This is a genomic window from Polaribacter uvawellassae (assembly GCF_039748955.1).
Classification (GTDB): domain Bacteria; phylum Bacteroidota; class Bacteroidia; order Flavobacteriales; family Flavobacteriaceae; genus Polaribacter; species Polaribacter uvawellassae.
On sequence record NZ_JBDIZN010000008.1, the window covers coordinates 14,013 to 28,429 of the forward strand.

Genomic DNA, 14,417 nt, shown 5'->3' on the forward strand with positions numbered 1-14,417 from the left:
ATAAATGAATCGATATACATGAGGAAAATTATCTTTTTGCTGTTTACCCTAAGTACAGCATCTTTATTTAGTCAAAATAATCTTGAAGGAAAAAACCTAGAAAACAGAGTTAAAAGCATACAATTTAACAACAGTAATAGTTGGGCTGTTGGTGGAGGTGTAAGTAATTTTATTATGCATGGAGATTTACGTTCAATTGGAACTGGAAACCTAGGTAATTTTTGGAATTTTGGAGCTTATGCTTATGTAGATAAAATGTTCAACCCATTATTAGGATTGGAGTTTAAAGTGAATTATGCAAAGATTTCTGGAGGAGCACAATACTTCTCAAATGTATATGATATTCTTTATCTAAATCAAACACAGATATCTAACAATTTATTTTTTAAAGGAACTGCTTACGGAGCCGAATTAAACTTAATGTTAAGTTTTTCTAACTTATATATAACCAATACTAGAAAGTGGAATGCTATTGGTTATTTTGGAATTGGATATCATCAATATAATTCAGCACTTTATGAGAAACTACCAAATGGGGCAAATAATTTATTAGTAGATTTTGGTAAAAACCCTGCAAGAAATAGTGTTAATCAAGCAAGCTCAGTTTATTTATCTACACAATTAGGAATAAGATATAGAGTAAATAAAAGAGTAGATATTGAGTTTAGACCATCTTGGTATTTTAATTACGAAGATCACTTAGACGCTACAATTTCTAACAAACAAGATTGGGAAACTTTTTTTGTTAATCACCTAGGTGTTGTTATTAAATTAGGAAAAAAGAAAATATTTACCATTTGGGGTGATGAATCAAAAAACAAAGAAGAAAAATTCGAAATTATTGATACTGATGATGATGGTGTAATTGATCAGCTTGACAAAGACCCAAATACTCCTGTTGGTGTAATGGTTTATGGTAATGGTACTCCGGTTGATAGTGATGCTGATGGTGTTCCAGATTATTTAGATAAATGTGTATTTGTAAAAGGAAGAATAGATAACGATGGCTGTCCTTTTATTGGAGATAAAGATAGAGACGGAATTCCAGATAGAGAAGACAAGTGTCCGGAAGTAAAAGGATTAGAAATCCATCAAGGTTGTCCTGATGCAAATGCTTTAAGAGTTACAGAATTAGTAACTGTTATGAGTTATTCTAAAAATATCTATTTTAATACTGATAGTAATTCTATTAGAAGCGGATTCTACTATACCATGCTAGATGATGTTGCAGAAATTATGTTAAAAAACAAAGATGTAACATTCAGTGTCTTTGGCTATACAGATAATGTAGGTACAGAAGAATACAACCTTAAGCTTTCTGAAAGAAGAGCAAACGAGGCAAGAAAATATTTAATTGAAAGAGGCGTTGAACCAGATAGAATTACAGCAAAAGGTTTTGGAGAAGTAAACCCTGCTTACAGTAATGAAACTACTCAAGGTAGACAGCTAAACAGAAGAGTTGAAATTAAGTCTGTAGGTTATTACGAAAGTAAAACTAAGCTTAAAATGGAAGATATTAGAGAAGACTAAACCTTCTAACTCTAACACCAAATTATAAAAAGAGTGCAATTAGCTTTACTAATTGCACTCTTTTTATTTAAAATAATAACCCTTCTAATCATCCAGAAGTTATAATTATTGTTAACCCTTATTAGATTTAATTATTGGTGTTATTGCAATTATAAGTATATTGATTTCAATATATTGTAGTTTTATTAAAATAAATCTCTCATTTAAAGCCCAAAACTTAAAATAAAAAAACCAGAACATCTATAAATATTCTGGTCTAATTTAATTTTATAATAATATTGTCAATCTTTTTAGAACAACATAGTAGTTTAATTATTAATCTACAAAAGTACCCTTAGTAGTTAAAGAGAATTCAAGATCAAAGTTAAATAACTTATCAGAAACTGCATTGCTATAGTAAGAAATAACAACTTGTTTTTTTTGTAACAGTTTAGAAGAAATTGCTGAAAGAATTTCTTTATTATTTACCTTAAACTCTAAATTATTACTTAATATACTTAAAAAATCAAAGCTGATATCATTCTCAGATATTTTAATTTCATCAACAAAAACCTCAATATTAGAAATAGTTGCTGAAGGATTTAATCTAAAATTTTTTATTTTAAAACTCAAAGCTTCTACATCTATATCTTTAAGATATTCTATATTATCATCAAATACTTTAGAAGATTTTAAATTGACTATTGCGTTAGAATTAACAGAAATAGTATTTCCTTCTGTATTGTTAATCTGTATAGATAAGTCTTTTTTTAATTGATCTTTTGAGTAAAAAACAATTTGACCAGCTGCTTCTTTATCACAAGAAACACAAAGCAGAAAAGCTAATGTGAGGAGGCTAAATATTTTAAATATTCTCATTTTAGGGGGATTTATGATTTAGAGAACAATAAAGTTAATTAAAAAAAATTACAAAAACTATTTTATTTTAATCAAATATTACTTTTTTAACTCTAGTTTTTCAGCAAAATAATCACAAAAATCTCTCATGGTTGCACTCATTTTTTGATCATCTGTTGCGCGCTCAAAAGTATTTGCCATAGAAACTAATGTTTGATGAAAGAACTGTTTCATCTCATCTATAGGCATATCTTTTGTCCATAAATCCATTCTAAGTGTATCTTTTTGTAAATGATCCCAAACAGAAATCATAATAGCTTTAGACTCAGAATTATCTATTCCGCCATCTTCTGCAGTCCAAGAAATATTTTCTGGAATCTTATTTTCATCTAATCCTACTCTAAATTTTATTTCTGATGTGTGTTTTATTGCCATTATTTTTTAGGTTTATATTTAGAATTCTTATATACTTCTTCTGAAGGTGTTTTTAATAATTGCGACAAAGATACATCATTATATTGCATGTATGATTTTACAACTTGCCAACCAATCCAGCTACCAATTTTACCTGGAGAAAGATTGTCTTCTGATCTATAAAATTTAGAAAATGGAGCCAATTCTAAAAATCGTTGATTCAATTTTGTTTCAGTGCTAAACAATAATTTGTTTTCAATAAAGTATTTCCAAACTTGCTCTTCATTTTCAATTGCCCAATTGTATTTTTCTGCAGAATATCCTATTTTCTGAAAATCATTTACTGTTGGTAAATAGTTATCTAAAAGATATAATTGCTTCCCTTCAGTTATCATTTTACTAATAAATGTTCTATCGTTTACAGAATTTTGTTTTGGAATAATTTCTTTAGCAACATCTATTACAATATGGTTTTTTTCAAAATTTTGTTTGATATAACTTGGATAATCTGAATAGAATTCATGATTTCCTCCTAAATAAACATCTAAAGAAATCAATAAATAATCTCCTGAATACAAGATCTTATTTTGATAATCAATATTGCTTAAAAGCGTAACTACTTTTGGTGCTTTAAAATCTGGGTTGTAATATTTAATATGTTTAAATAATTGCGTTAAATCACTTTTAAGAAAATCAATATCATTATAAATTTTTTGTGTTTCTAAAAACAATTCTTGTTCGTCTTTATTTTTAATTTTAGCAACCCAAATAGAATCTGGTTCATTCTTAGAAAAGAAAAACGGGTACTTAGCTTTTGTTTGCTTTAACGTACTTTCTGTTGATGTATAAAAATCTACATCAAACCGATCTATCGAAAAATCTACCTCAACAGCACTTACATCAATTTGATTTTCTTGTTTGTTATCACAAGAAAACAAGATTGTGAAAAGTGTAAAAATGAAAATATATTTCCGCATTATCTTTGTATATTAGAGTTCTAATTTAAGAACGACAAAAGTACTAAAATAGTTTATAAATGAACGCAGAAAAAGTATCTGAACATATTGTTAATTGGTTAAAAAATTATGCAATTAATGCAAAAGTAAACGGATTTGTAATTGGAATTTCTGGCGGAATAGATTCTGCAGTAACTTCTGTACTTTGTGCAAAAACTGGCTTAAAAACAGTTTGTGTAGAAATGCCAATACACCAAGCAGAAAGTCAAGTTACTAGAGCTTTAGAACACATAAATTATCTTAAAAATAATTTTAGTAATGTTTCTTCTGTAAAAGTTGATTTAACAAGTACTTTTGAAGATTTTAAAAAGCAAGTTCCAAGTTCAGAAAGTTCTGATGTGTTAAATTTAGCTTTGGCAAATACACGAGCACGGTTAAGAATGACAACTTTATACTATTTAGCTGGTTTAGATGGATTGTTAGTTGTTGGAACTGGAAATAAAGTAGAAGATTTTGGTGTTGGATTTTACACAAAATATGGTGATGGTGGCGTAGATTTAAGTCCGATTGCTGATTTATTAAAATCTGAAGTGTATGAATTGGCAAAATACTTTAATGTTGCAGAATCTATCCAAAATGCACATCCAACTGATGGTTTATTTGGCGATAGTAGAACAGACGAAGACCAAATTGGCGCTTCTTATGATGAGTTAGAATGGGCAATGAAAATGTTAGAAAACGGAAAAACTGCTTCTGATTTTAACGGAAGAGAATTAGAAGTCTTTAAAATTTATACAAGATTAAATACTATCAATCAGCATAAAATGCTTCCAATACCGATTTGTAAAATTAGTGATAACTTATTAAAGTAGATTTGCAGCAATCATAGATCTTTTAATTCTACGATATGCCTTTTTCTTAGAACCATTTACAACAGAAAATGGTAAGAGTATAAAAAGTCTAATAATGTTTAAGATTTGTAGCATTTTTTTCATGTCTTTTTCTTTTTTAGCGGACACTAATATACAAAAAAAATCAAAAACACTACTAAGTAGAAATACGTACCATTAAAAATAAAATTAAATTACTCTATTTAATTTTTCAAACAATCGCTTTTTTAGTCCAGTATAATTAGTGATTAACTCTAAGTCTACGTTTACAGAATCGTTGTTTTTAGCTTCTTTCATTATCTCGTTAATCTTACGTTCTATCAATATTCTTCGTAGATTTAAAATAGCATCTGTTACTAGTTTTGGTAAAATTTTTATGGTTTCGGTTACAAAGATATTTTTACGCTCCCATTCGCTCAATGTATATTTTTCTTCATCCATCAAAATACTTGTTACTTCATCTGCAATTTCTTTATTTTCATGATGAATTAAACTACTAATTTCAATTTTTTCGTTCTGACTTATTTGATTTATCAATTCATAATACACCAATTGAAAAACAGCATTGGTAAACTCAATTTCGTCTTCCTGAAGATTTAAATACAGTTCTTTAAAAACCGGAGAACTATATTTTTCTATCTCTTTAACCAATTTACCGTGTTCATTTTCAGTTTCAACAATATTTGTAAAACTTACTTCTTCGTTTCCAAACAATAGTAAAATTCTAATAATTTCTTTCTCTAATAAATCTAACTGATTTACTTTCTGACCAGAAACCATTCCTCCTTTTACTGCTGTCATTCCAGCTTCTTGCTCTGCAAAATATTCTGGTGGTGGCTGATTTGGATCTACATTTCTTTGTTTACTTTTAGATGTAGCTTCTTTATTTAAAAGCTGTGCCAATTCACTAAACAATACACGTTCAGAAATTTCCATAATTCTAGAACACTCTTGCACATACACTTCTCGCTGAATTCCGTCTGGAATTTTAGAGATACTTGTTACAATATCTCTAATTAATCCAGCTTTTTTAACAGGATCATTCTTGGCTTCTTTCATTAATAAAGAAACCTTAAAGTTGATAAAATCTTGAGCAGAATTTTCTAAATACTCTTTTAATTCAGCATCAGAATGCGATTTTGCAAAACTATCTGGATCTTCTCCTTCAGGAAAAGTCACCACTTTCACATTCATTCCTTGCTCTAAAATCAAATCAATTCCACGAATTGATGCTCTTAAACCAGCAGCATCACCATCAAAAAGTACGGTAATGTTTTGCGTTAATCTTCTTACCAAACGTATTTGATCAGATGTTAATGCTGTTCCAGAAGAAGCAACTACATTTTCTATTCCAGATTGATGAAATGAGATTACATCTGTATATCCTTCAACCAAATAACAATTATCTTGTTTTGCAATTTCCTTTTTTGCTTGATAAACTCCATATAAAATTTTACTCTTGTGGTAAATATCACTTTCTGGTGAATTTAAATATTTTGCTGCTTTTTTATCCGCAGTTAAAATTCTTCCACCAAAACCTAAAACTCTTCCAGACATTGAGTGTATCGGAAACAAAACACGTCCTTTAAAACGGTCAAATTGTTTGTTCTCTTTTACAATAGTTAAACCGGTTGATGCCAAATATTTGATGTCGTAACCTTTTTTTAAAGCCGATTTTGTAAAATTATCCCATTCGTCTTTACAATAACCTAAATCAAATTTTTCTATAATATCATCTCTAAAACCACGTTCTTTAAAATACGAAAGTCCAATTGCTTTTCCTTGTTGTGTATTGAGCATTAAATCATGAAAATATTCTGCTGCAAATTTAGATACCAAAAACATACTTTCACGTTCGTTTAATTGTTGTTTTTGCTCATCTGATTGCTCAGTTTCTTCAATTTCTATATTATATTTATTAGCTAAGTATTTAATGGCTTCTGGATACGAATAATGTTCGTGTTCCATTAAAAAGGAAACAGAAGTTCCTCCTTTTCCTGTACTAAAACATTTCCAGATTTGTTTAACAGGCGACACCATAAAAGAAGGCGATTTTTCGTCTGTAAACGGACTTAATCCTTTAAAGTTACTTCCTGCTTTTTTTAATTGTACAAACTCACCTATGACTTCTTCTACTCTTGCAGTTTCAAAAACACGATCTATGGTTTGTTTGGATATCATAAAACAAAAATATAAAAAAAGACCTCACAAAGTTATCTTTTATGAGGTCTTAATTAATTTTAAATATTCTTAAGAAGCAACACTTAATTTCTTTAATGCTGTCTTTGTTAATTTATTTTCGGCATATTCTTTTGTTACTTTAAATTCTTTATCATCAGAACTTGGTAAGTCGAACATGGCATCTGTAAAAATTGCTTCACATAAAGATCGTAAACCTCTTGCGCCCAATTTGTATTCTACAGCTTTATCTACAATATACATTAATGCTTCTTCGTCTATTTCGAATGTAATATCATCCATAGAGAATAGCTTTGTATATTGTTTGATAATTGAATTTTTAGGTTCTGTTAAAATTGCTCTTAACGTTTTTGCATCTAACGGATTCATATAACTCAACACTGGCAAACGACCAATAATTTCTGGAATCAATCCAAAAGCTTTTAAATCTGAAGGAATAATATATTGCAATAAATTCTCTTCATCAATTCTATCTTCTGCAACAGAAGCAGAATATCCAACAGCCTGCATATTTAAACGCTTGCTAATCATTCTATCGATTCCTGAAAATGCGCCACCAGCAATAAATAAAATATCTTTGGTGTTAACTTCAATAAATTTTTGATCTGGATGTTTTCTTCCTCCTTTTGGAGCAACATTTACAACCGAACCTTCTAATAATTTTAATAATGCTTGCTGAACGCCTTCTCCAGAAACATCTCTGGTAATTGAAGGATTGTCTCCTTTACGAGCAATTTTATCAATTTCGTCAATAAAAACAATTCCTCTTTCTGCCTTTGTAACGTCGTAATCTGCAACTTGTAATAAGCGACTTAAAATACTTTCTACATCTTCTCCAACATAACCAGCTTGTGTTAAAACAGTAGCATCTACAATAGAAAAAGGCACGTTTAACATTTTAGCTATCGTTTTTGCTACCAATGTTTTTCCTGTTCCTGTTTCCCCGACTAAAATGATATTACTCTTCTCAATTTCTACTTCGTCTTCTTCATTAGATTTTGACTGTAATAGTCTTTTATAATGATTATAAACAGCAACCGACATAGATCTTTTAGTTTCTGTTTGCCCAATTATATATTGATCTAAAAAATCTTTAATTTCTTTTGGCTTTTTCAGCATTAAATCTTTAGACAATCCGCTTGTTTGCTTATCAGTAATTTCTTCATCTAAAATACCGGTTGCTTGCTCAATACATTTATCACAAATGTGTGCATCGATACCAGCAATTAACAAATTAGTTTCTGCTTTTTTACGTCCACAAAACGAACATTCTAAATTTTCTTCTTTCGACATATTCTTTGCTTTAGGCTTTAGGCTTTAGGCAGTTGCTTTAAAAAGCTTACCGCATTTTGCTTAAAGCAATTTATTTTCTTGTTAAAATTTCATCAATCATCCCATATTCTTTAGCTTCTGATGCAATCATCCAATAATCTCTATCAGAATCGGCATTTACTTTTTCTATGGTTTGCCCAGAATGATCAGCAATAATTTCATACAATTCATCCTTTAATTTTAAAATTTCTCTTGTTGTAATTTCAATGTCTGATGCTTGTCCTTGTGCGCCACCTAAAGGTTGGTGAATCATAATTCTAGAATGTGGCAAGGCAGAACGTTTTCCTTTTTCTCCGGCACACATTAAAACTGCTCCCATAGAAGCTGCCATTCCTGTACAAATTGTTGCTACATCTGGTTTTATAAATTGCATGGTATCATAAATTCCCAATCCAGCATAAACTCCACCTCCAGGAGAATTGATGTAAATAGAAATATCTTTTGATGCATCTACACTTTCTAAGAATAATAATTGTGCTTGAATTACATTAGCAACTTGGTCGTTAATTCCTGTTCCTAAAAAGATAATTCTATCCATCATTAAACGAGAAAAAACATCCATTTGAGTAATGTTCATTTGACGTTCTTCCATAATATATGGCGTTAAACTACTTGTAATTTTGCCAATATGTGTACTACTAATTCCGTGATGCTTTGTTGCGTATTTTTCGAACTCTTTTCCGTAATCCATTTCCTGATTATATTTTTAATGTTTGAACTGTAAATATAAGAACTATTTTGGTACTATATTGTTACAGTTGATGGCTAAAAAAACTCCTTTAATTAGTAAAGGAGTTTTTGATATTCTTGATTTTTTTATTTAAAAATGAGATTTCTCGACTCCGCTCGAAATGACATTCTTTTTATAAACTGTTACTTGTAAACCTCTTTGATAAAGTTTTCGTAAGTAACTTCTTTTGTTTTAAATGTGATGTTTTCTTTATAGAAAGTCAATAATTTATGTGAAATTAATTGCTCTTGTAAACGTTTTGCTTCGTCTTGGTTTCCTAAGATTCTTGCAGCAATATCGTCCAATTCTTTTTCTTCTGGATTCATATTACCAAATTGTGCCATTTGCGTTCTGATAAATCCTTTTGCATAATCAACCAATTCAGCATAATCTAATTTGATGTCGTTATCTTTCATAATCTTACCTTCGATTAATTGATAACGCAATCCTTTTTCTGATTTTGCATATTCTTCAGCAGCTTCTTCAGCAGTCATTTCTCTTTCTCCTGCTGTAGCCAACCATTTTTGTAAAAATTCTGCTGGTAAATCGAACTTTGTATTTTCTACTAAATATTCTGTTACTGCATTTAATAATTGTTGATCACCTTGCGCTAAGAATTGCTTTTCTGCGTCTTCTTTAATTCTGTTTCTTAACTCTGTTACAGACTTTACGCTTCCATCAGAAAATAATTTATCAAACAATTCTTGATCTAAATCTGCTAATTCTGTTACAGTAATTTCTTCAATAGTAAAAGAAACTTTAATATCTAAGCCGTGAATTTCATCGTGAGATAAACCTAATGCACCTTCTAATTTATGATCATCAGAAAACAATCCTTTTGTTTTCAACTCTAAAACATCACCAACTTTAGCACCGACAAACTTTTTTAAGTTTGTTTTTCCTTTAATATCAGCTAAAGAAATCGTAGTTTTTTTATTGATTTCTTTTTCTTCGTTTACAAAAGTTCCGGTTACGTTTGCATTTTCTGTTACTGCATCAACAGCGTTCATTTTTCCGTAACGAGATTGTAAATTTTCTACTTCTTTATCAATTAAAGCATCGTCTGCAACAATATTATATTGCGTTATTTTCTTTTTTGCTGATAAATCTACTGTAAATTCTGGAGCTAATCCTAATTCGAATTCAAAAGTAAAAGTTTCTGTATCCCAAGAAAAATCATCTTGAACTCTTGGTAGTGGATTTCCTAATATATCTAGTTTCTCTTCTGTTAAGAATTTATTTAAAGATTCTTGTAGTAATTTGTTAACTTCATCTATCATGATAGATTTTCCGTATTGTTTTTTTACCATTCCCATTGGCACATGCCCTTTTCTAAATCCAGGAATGTCTGCTTTTTTACGGTAATCTTGTAATACTTCTGTTACTTTAGTTTGATAGTCTTCTGCAACAATATCAACTTTAACAACTGCATTTAATGCATCTACGTTTTCTTTGGTAATATTCATAATATAAAATTATAATCTTAAAAAATTGGCTGCAAAATTAGTGATTTTTAGCAACTCTGCAAAGGTTTAAACACTTCAATTTCAGTTATATTCTTTATTCTCTTTTTTCCTCTTTTATCAATTTAAATAATGCTGATCTAAATATAGAAAGTAAAATACTAAACAATAATGCAGAGAAAAAACTCGACACTAAAAATCCGCCAACCAAATTAGCAGCTAGCAGAATAATGATTGCATTTATTACAAATAGAAACAAACCAAGTGTTACTATGGTTGCTGGCAATGTAAAAAAGATTAAAAGCGGACGAACAAACATGTTTAAAACTGCTATTGCAAATGCAACCCAAATTGCAGTCACATAATTTGCAACTTCAACTCCAGGTAAAATTGCCGCTAAAACAAAAACAGCAACTGCTGTTAATAGCACTTTAATAAGAAAATTCATTTTTAACTGTTTTAATTTAAATGAGTTGTACGAAAAGTAAGCCAAAGTTATTTTACTGATAAAACGGCAGATAACCTTGTGCTAAGTTATTAAAATGAAACATTTTGTCAGTTTTTTAACGATAAGGTTGTACTTTGCACTAAACTAATATTATGAAAAAAATAGTTAAGATTACACTTATTTGCTTTTTAGCTTTGTCTATGACAGGTTGCGCAACACTTCTTGGCGGACCAGTTACTGAATATCAAAAAACAAAACCTGCGCCAGGAGAACCTCAAAGAGAAGTTAGAGTTATTGCTTTAATTGCAGACATTATTTTATTTTTACCAGGTACAATTGTTGATTTTGCTACTGGAGCAATTTACAGACCAAAGCAATAATATTTTTGCTTTTATAGTTTCAGAAAACTTTCAACAGCATTTAAAAAATCTGTAGGGTTTTCGGCATGTAGCCAATGTCCTGCATTTTTTATGGTTACAATTTTATGATTCGGAAAATGCGCGTTAATTATTGGCTCTTCTCTAGAAGAAATATAACCAGAATTTTCTCCTTTTAAAAACAAAGTTTCTCCATCAAAAAGGGTAAAAGAAGGTAAAGCTGCACCTATTTCATCATTATTTTCTGTTAAAGATTTGAGATTAAAACGGAAATCTAATTTTCCTTTTTCTTTCCAATAAATATTTTGTGCTAAAAATTGACGAACTCCAACTTCTGAGATTTTTTCTGCAAGTTTTTCATCCACCAAAGCTCTTGAAGTTTGCTTTGTAAAATCAATAGAATTTAAAGCATCTAAAATATCTTGATGATGTGGCTTGTACATTCTTGGCGAAATGTCTGCAACCATTAATTTATCTACCAATTCTGGATATTCAACTGCAAAAAGCATTACAGTTTTTCCGCCCATAGAATGTCCTAAAAGATGTGCTTTTTCTAATTGATGATGCTCTATATAATGGTATAAATCTTCTACCATTAATTCGTAATCAAATGCATCTGCATGAAAACTACGACCGTGATTTCTTTGATCTATTAAATGAACCTGAAAAGTATCTGACAATTTATTTCCTATTGATTTCCAATTATCGCCATTGCCAAAATAACCGTGTAAAATTAATATGGGTTTTCCTTCTCCAAGAATTCTAGAATGTAATATTTGTTTTTTTGACATTTCTTTTGTTATTTGTCAGGTCGAGCAGAGTCGAGACCTAAATCAACCTCTCGACTCTGCTCGACCAAAAAATTATCCTTTCTACTTTAGCCATTAGACTTTAATCTCTGTAAATACATATTTACCACATTTTCTAATCCTAAATACAACGATTCAGAAATTAGCGCATGACCAATAGAAACTTCAGCTAAATTTGGAATGTTTTCTTTAAAAAACTGAATGTTTTCTAAACTTAAATCGTGTCCAGCATTAATTCCTAAACCTAAATTGTGCGCCAAAATTGCTGCTTCTGTATATGGTTTTATGGCATTTTTATTTCCTAAATCAAACTGAGTTGCAAATTCTTCTGTGTACAATTCTATTCGGTCTGCACCTGTTTTTGCAGCTGCTTCAATCAGTTTTAAATCTGTATCAATAAAAATTGAAGTTCTAATTCCGGCATTTTTAAACTCAGAAATTACTTCTTGCAAAAAAGATTGATTTGTAATGGTATCCCAACCTGCATTTGAAGTCAACGTATCAACACTATCAGGAACTAACGTTACTTGTGTTGGTTTAATTGCCAAAACCATTTCCATAAATTTCGGAATCGGATTTCCTTCAATATTGAATTCTGTTTTAACAATTTCTTTTAAATCATACGCGTCTTGATAACGAATATGACGCTCATCTGGTCTTGGATGAATGGTAATTCCTTCTGCACCAAAAGACTCAATATCCGAAGCAACTTTTAACAAATTTGGAACATCGCCGCCACGAGAATTACGTAACGTTGCTATTTTATTTACATTTACACTTAACTTTGCCATAATATAAAACTAAAGCACAAAAGTACAGTTTTCATCAAAAATTATTAGCCTTTTTATCTTATATTCGTAACGAATGAATATTACAGAATACATATTAAATGATTTTACGCCTTTAACAACGCAAAGCACTGTTAAAGAGGCGCTAAAACTTTGCGAAACCTATCCGATTACGCATATTCCTGTTGTAGAAAATACACATTATGTTGGTTGTATTTCTCAAGCTGATGTTTTAACGATAGATAATAAGGAAGAGATTTTGAAAGAATCTGTAGATATATTTGAACACTTTCAAACAAACAACAACGAATCTTTACTAGAAGTATTAAAGATTTTTGCGGATAATGAAACTAACATTCTTCCGGTAATTACAAATCAAGAATATCTTGGCTACCTTGATCTTAATGATGTTTTAGATGAATTTTCTCAAACACCTTTTTTAAATACTGAAGGTGTTGTTTTGGTGATTGAAAAAAGCACAAAAGATTATACGATGAGCGAAGTATCTCAAATAATTGAGTCAAACAACGGAATTGTTTTAGGAGCTTACGAATCGAAAAGATCTAGCGATAAAGTAGAAGTTACGCTTAAAATTTCATCACAAGAAATTAATGAAATTATTCAAACTTTTAGACGTTATGATTATACTATTATTAGCGAACATAAAGATGATTTTTACTTGGAAGAATTAAAAAATAGATCAGATTATCTACAAAAATTCTTAAATACCTAATCAATGAAAAAAGTAGCAATCTACGGTCAATCATACAACACAAACTCAATTAATGAAGTATTGTTATTGATTGACGTTTTGCAAGAAAAAAAAATCGTTATTTTCTTTGAAAAAGAATTTTATACTCTTTTTCAGAAAGAAAATTTATTGCCAAAAAAATATCCAACATTTTCTCATTTTAATGATTTAAATAATTCGTTTGATTTATTTTTTACAATCGGTGGAGACGGAACTATATTAAGATCTATAACATATATCAGAAATTTAAACATCCCTGTATTGGGTATTAATACAGGAAGACTTGGTTTTTTGGCAATCATCCAAAAAGAAGAGATTAAGCAAGTTGTAGAATTGTTATTACAAAAAGAATATAAAATTCAAGAAAGAACTCTTTTAAGCGTAAAAACAACACCGAAAATAGAAGAACTTTCTGAAATTAATTTTGCTCTAAACGAAGTTACAGTTGCTAGAAAAAACACCACTTCTATGATTGGAGTAAAAACATTTTTAGATGATGAATATCTAACAAACTATTGGGCAGATGGGCTAATTATTTCTACTCCAACTGGCTCTACAGGATATTCATTAAGTTGCAACGGCCCAGTTGTTTTACCAGATTCTAAAAGTTTAGTAATTACACCAATCGCACCGCATAACCTAAATGCTAGACCTTTAGTTATTTCAGAAAACACAAAAATTAAACTAGAAGTAAGTGGTAGAGAAGACACATTTTTAATGTCTTTAGATTCTAGAATTGCAACAATAAATGAGAATACTCAAATTTTTATCGAAAAAGCTAGTTTCACTATTAAAACAATTGCACTTACCAATCAATCTTTTTTAAATACTTTAAGAAGTAAATTATTGTGGGGAGAAGATACTAGAAACAACCTTAAACATTAATAACACAC

At 29.8% G+C, this 14,417-nt stretch carries 16 protein-coding genes; 5 read left to right on the top strand and 11 right to left on the bottom strand.

Annotation, left to right across the window (positions count from 1 at the left end; all coding sequences use genetic code 11):
- The first annotated feature begins 18 nt into the window (after window positions 1-18).
- Window positions 19-1,530: an OmpA family protein gene (locus ABDX67_RS12900; RefSeq protein WP_347175452.1), complete on the top strand. Its 1,512-nt coding sequence runs from the start codon at window positions 19-21 to the stop codon at window positions 1,528-1,530.
- A 315-nt stretch (window positions 1,531-1,845) separates the two neighbouring features.
- On the opposite strand, the gene ABDX67_RS12905 is transcribed toward ABDX67_RS12900, so the two are convergent.
- The 3 genes from ABDX67_RS12905 to gldB form a co-directional block, all read right to left on the bottom strand.
- Window positions 1,846-2,388: a hypothetical protein gene (locus tag ABDX67_RS12905; RefSeq protein WP_347175453.1), complete on the bottom strand. Its 543-nt coding sequence runs from the start codon at window positions 2,386-2,388 to the stop codon at window positions 1,846-1,848.
- A 78-nt stretch (window positions 2,389-2,466) separates the two neighbouring features.
- The gene (gldC, locus tag ABDX67_RS12910; RefSeq protein ID WP_347175454.1) at window positions 2,467-2,802 is read right to left on the bottom strand and encodes a gliding motility protein GldC; all 336 of its coding nucleotides are present in this window, start codon (window positions 2,800-2,802) and stop codon (window positions 2,467-2,469) included.
- Complete coding sequence (gene gldB, locus ABDX67_RS12915) at window positions 2,802-3,758, bottom strand: gliding motility lipoprotein GldB (protein ID WP_347175455.1); 957 nt, start codon at window positions 3,756-3,758, stop codon at window positions 2,802-2,804. The genes gldC and gldB overlap by 1 nt, the downstream gene beginning before the upstream one ends.
- A 59-nt stretch (window positions 3,759-3,817) precedes the next feature.
- Between gldB and nadE the strand changes: the two genes are divergently transcribed.
- Window positions 3,818-4,609, top strand: coding sequence for an NAD(+) synthase (gene nadE / locus ABDX67_RS12920; protein WP_347175456.1), 792 nt, complete (start codon window positions 3,818-3,820; stop codon window positions 4,607-4,609).
- Here nadE and ABDX67_RS12925 read toward each other — a convergent pair.
- From ABDX67_RS12925 to ABDX67_RS12950, 6 genes are all read right to left on the bottom strand, one after another.
- A complete protein-coding gene (locus ABDX67_RS12925) occupies window positions 4,601-4,732 on the bottom strand; it encodes a hypothetical protein (RefSeq protein WP_347175457.1) in 132 nt (43 codons plus the stop codon). The genes nadE and ABDX67_RS12925 overlap by 9 nt on opposite strands.
- A gap of 84 nt (window positions 4,733-4,816) precedes the next feature.
- Entirely contained in the window at window positions 4,817-6,808 is a 1,992-nt protein-coding gene (dnaG, locus tag ABDX67_RS12930) for a DNA primase (RefSeq protein ID WP_347175458.1), read from the bottom strand.
- Window positions 6,809-6,877: 69 nt separating this feature from the next.
- The gene (gene clpX, locus ABDX67_RS12935; RefSeq protein WP_347175459.1) at window positions 6,878-8,119 is read right to left on the bottom strand and encodes an ATP-dependent Clp protease ATP-binding subunit ClpX; all 1,242 of its coding nucleotides are present in this window, start codon (window positions 8,117-8,119) and stop codon (window positions 6,878-6,880) included.
- Between the two features lie 70 nt (window positions 8,120-8,189).
- Window positions 8,190-8,849 (bottom strand): ATP-dependent Clp endopeptidase proteolytic subunit ClpP, encoded by a 660-nt coding sequence (gene clpP / locus ABDX67_RS12940; protein ID WP_347175460.1) that lies wholly within the window; start codon window positions 8,847-8,849, stop codon window positions 8,190-8,192.
- 182 nt (window positions 8,850-9,031) lie between these two features.
- Complete coding sequence (gene tig / locus ABDX67_RS12945) at window positions 9,032-10,354, bottom strand: trigger factor (RefSeq protein WP_347175461.1); 1,323 nt, start codon at window positions 10,352-10,354, stop codon at window positions 9,032-9,034.
- Between the two features lie 94 nt (window positions 10,355-10,448).
- Complete coding sequence (locus ABDX67_RS12950; protein WP_347175462.1) at window positions 10,449-10,799, bottom strand: phage holin family protein; 351 nt, start codon at window positions 10,797-10,799, stop codon at window positions 10,449-10,451.
- 152 nt (window positions 10,800-10,951) lie between these two features.
- On the opposite strand from ABDX67_RS12950, the gene ABDX67_RS12955 reads away from it, so the two are divergent.
- Window positions 10,952-11,179 (top strand): hypothetical protein, encoded by a 228-nt coding sequence (locus ABDX67_RS12955; protein ID WP_347175463.1) that lies wholly within the window; start codon window positions 10,952-10,954, stop codon window positions 11,177-11,179.
- A gap of 11 nt (window positions 11,180-11,190) precedes the next feature.
- Here the strand turns inward: ABDX67_RS12955 and ABDX67_RS12960 are convergent, their stop codons facing one another.
- Both ABDX67_RS12960 and ABDX67_RS12965 read right to left on the bottom strand, forming a co-directional pair.
- On the bottom strand, window positions 11,191-11,967 hold the full coding sequence (locus tag ABDX67_RS12960; protein ID WP_347175464.1) for an alpha/beta fold hydrolase: 777 nt from the start codon (window positions 11,965-11,967) through the stop codon (window positions 11,191-11,193).
- Between the two features lie 86 nt (window positions 11,968-12,053).
- A complete protein-coding gene (locus ABDX67_RS12965) occupies window positions 12,054-12,776 on the bottom strand; it encodes a pyridoxine 5'-phosphate synthase (protein WP_347175465.1) in 723 nt (240 codons plus the stop codon).
- A 73-nt stretch (window positions 12,777-12,849) separates the two neighbouring features.
- On the opposite strand from ABDX67_RS12965, the gene ABDX67_RS12970 reads away from it, so the two are divergent.
- Both ABDX67_RS12970 and ABDX67_RS12975 read left to right on the top strand, forming a co-directional pair.
- A complete protein-coding gene (locus tag ABDX67_RS12970) occupies window positions 12,850-13,506 on the top strand; it encodes a CBS domain-containing protein (RefSeq protein WP_347175466.1) in 657 nt (218 codons plus the stop codon).
- Window positions 13,507-13,509: 3 nt separating this feature from the next.
- Complete coding sequence (locus ABDX67_RS12975) at window positions 13,510-14,409, top strand: NAD kinase (RefSeq protein ID WP_347175467.1); 900 nt, start codon at window positions 13,510-13,512, stop codon at window positions 14,407-14,409.
- The last annotated feature ends 8 nt before the right edge of the window (window positions 14,410-14,417 follow it).

What these genes read in the sequence shown, in the direction of transcription:
- ABDX67_RS12905 (WP_347175453.1), bottom strand. Translation starts at nt 2,388, where the DNA reads ATGAGAATATTTAAAATATTTAGCCTCCTCACATTAGCTTTTCTGCTT.
- ABDX67_RS12975 (WP_347175467.1), top strand. Translation starts at nt 13,510, where the DNA reads ATGAAAAAAGTAGCAATCTACGGTCAATCATACAACACAAACTCAATT.
- ABDX67_RS12960 (WP_347175464.1), bottom strand. Translation starts at nt 11,967, where the DNA reads ATGTCAAAAAAACAAATATTACATTCTAGAATTCTTGGAGAAGGAAAA.
- clpP (WP_347175460.1), bottom strand. Translation starts at nt 8,849, where the DNA reads ATGGATTACGGAAAAGAGTTCGAAAAATACGCAACAAAGCATCACGGA.
- ABDX67_RS12970 (WP_347175466.1), top strand. Translation starts at nt 12,850, where the DNA reads ATGAATATTACAGAATACATATTAAATGATTTTACGCCTTTAACAACG.
- ABDX67_RS12965 (WP_347175465.1), bottom strand. Translation starts at nt 12,776, where the DNA reads ATGGCAAAGTTAAGTGTAAATGTAAATAAAATAGCAACGTTACGTAAT.
- nadE (WP_347175456.1), top strand. Translation starts at nt 3,818, where the DNA reads ATGAACGCAGAAAAAGTATCTGAACATATTGTTAATTGGTTAAAAAAT.
- gldC (WP_347175454.1), bottom strand. Translation starts at nt 2,802, where the DNA reads ATGGCAATAAAACACACATCAGAAATAAAATTTAGAGTAGGATTAGAT.
- ABDX67_RS12900 (WP_347175452.1), top strand. Translation starts at nt 19, where the DNA reads ATGAGGAAAATTATCTTTTTGCTGTTTACCCTAAGTACAGCATCTTTA.
- ABDX67_RS12950 (WP_347175462.1), bottom strand. Translation starts at nt 10,799, where the DNA reads ATGAATTTTCTTATTAAAGTGCTATTAACAGCAGTTGCTGTTTTTGTT.
- dnaG (WP_347175458.1), bottom strand. Translation starts at nt 6,808, where the DNA reads ATGATATCCAAACAAACCATAGATCGTGTTTTTGAAACTGCAAGAGTA.
- gldB (WP_347175455.1), bottom strand. Translation starts at nt 3,758, where the DNA reads ATGCGGAAATATATTTTCATTTTTACACTTTTCACAATCTTGTTTTCT.
- ABDX67_RS12925 (WP_347175457.1), bottom strand. Translation starts at nt 4,732, where the DNA reads ATGAAAAAAATGCTACAAATCTTAAACATTATTAGACTTTTTATACTC.
- clpX (WP_347175459.1), bottom strand. Translation starts at nt 8,119, where the DNA reads ATGTCGAAAGAAGAAAATTTAGAATGTTCGTTTTGTGGACGTAAAAAA.
- ABDX67_RS12955 (WP_347175463.1), top strand. Translation starts at nt 10,952, where the DNA reads ATGAAAAAAATAGTTAAGATTACACTTATTTGCTTTTTAGCTTTGTCT.
- tig (WP_347175461.1), bottom strand. Translation starts at nt 10,354, where the DNA reads ATGAATATTACCAAAGAAAACGTAGATGCATTAAATGCAGTTGTTAAA.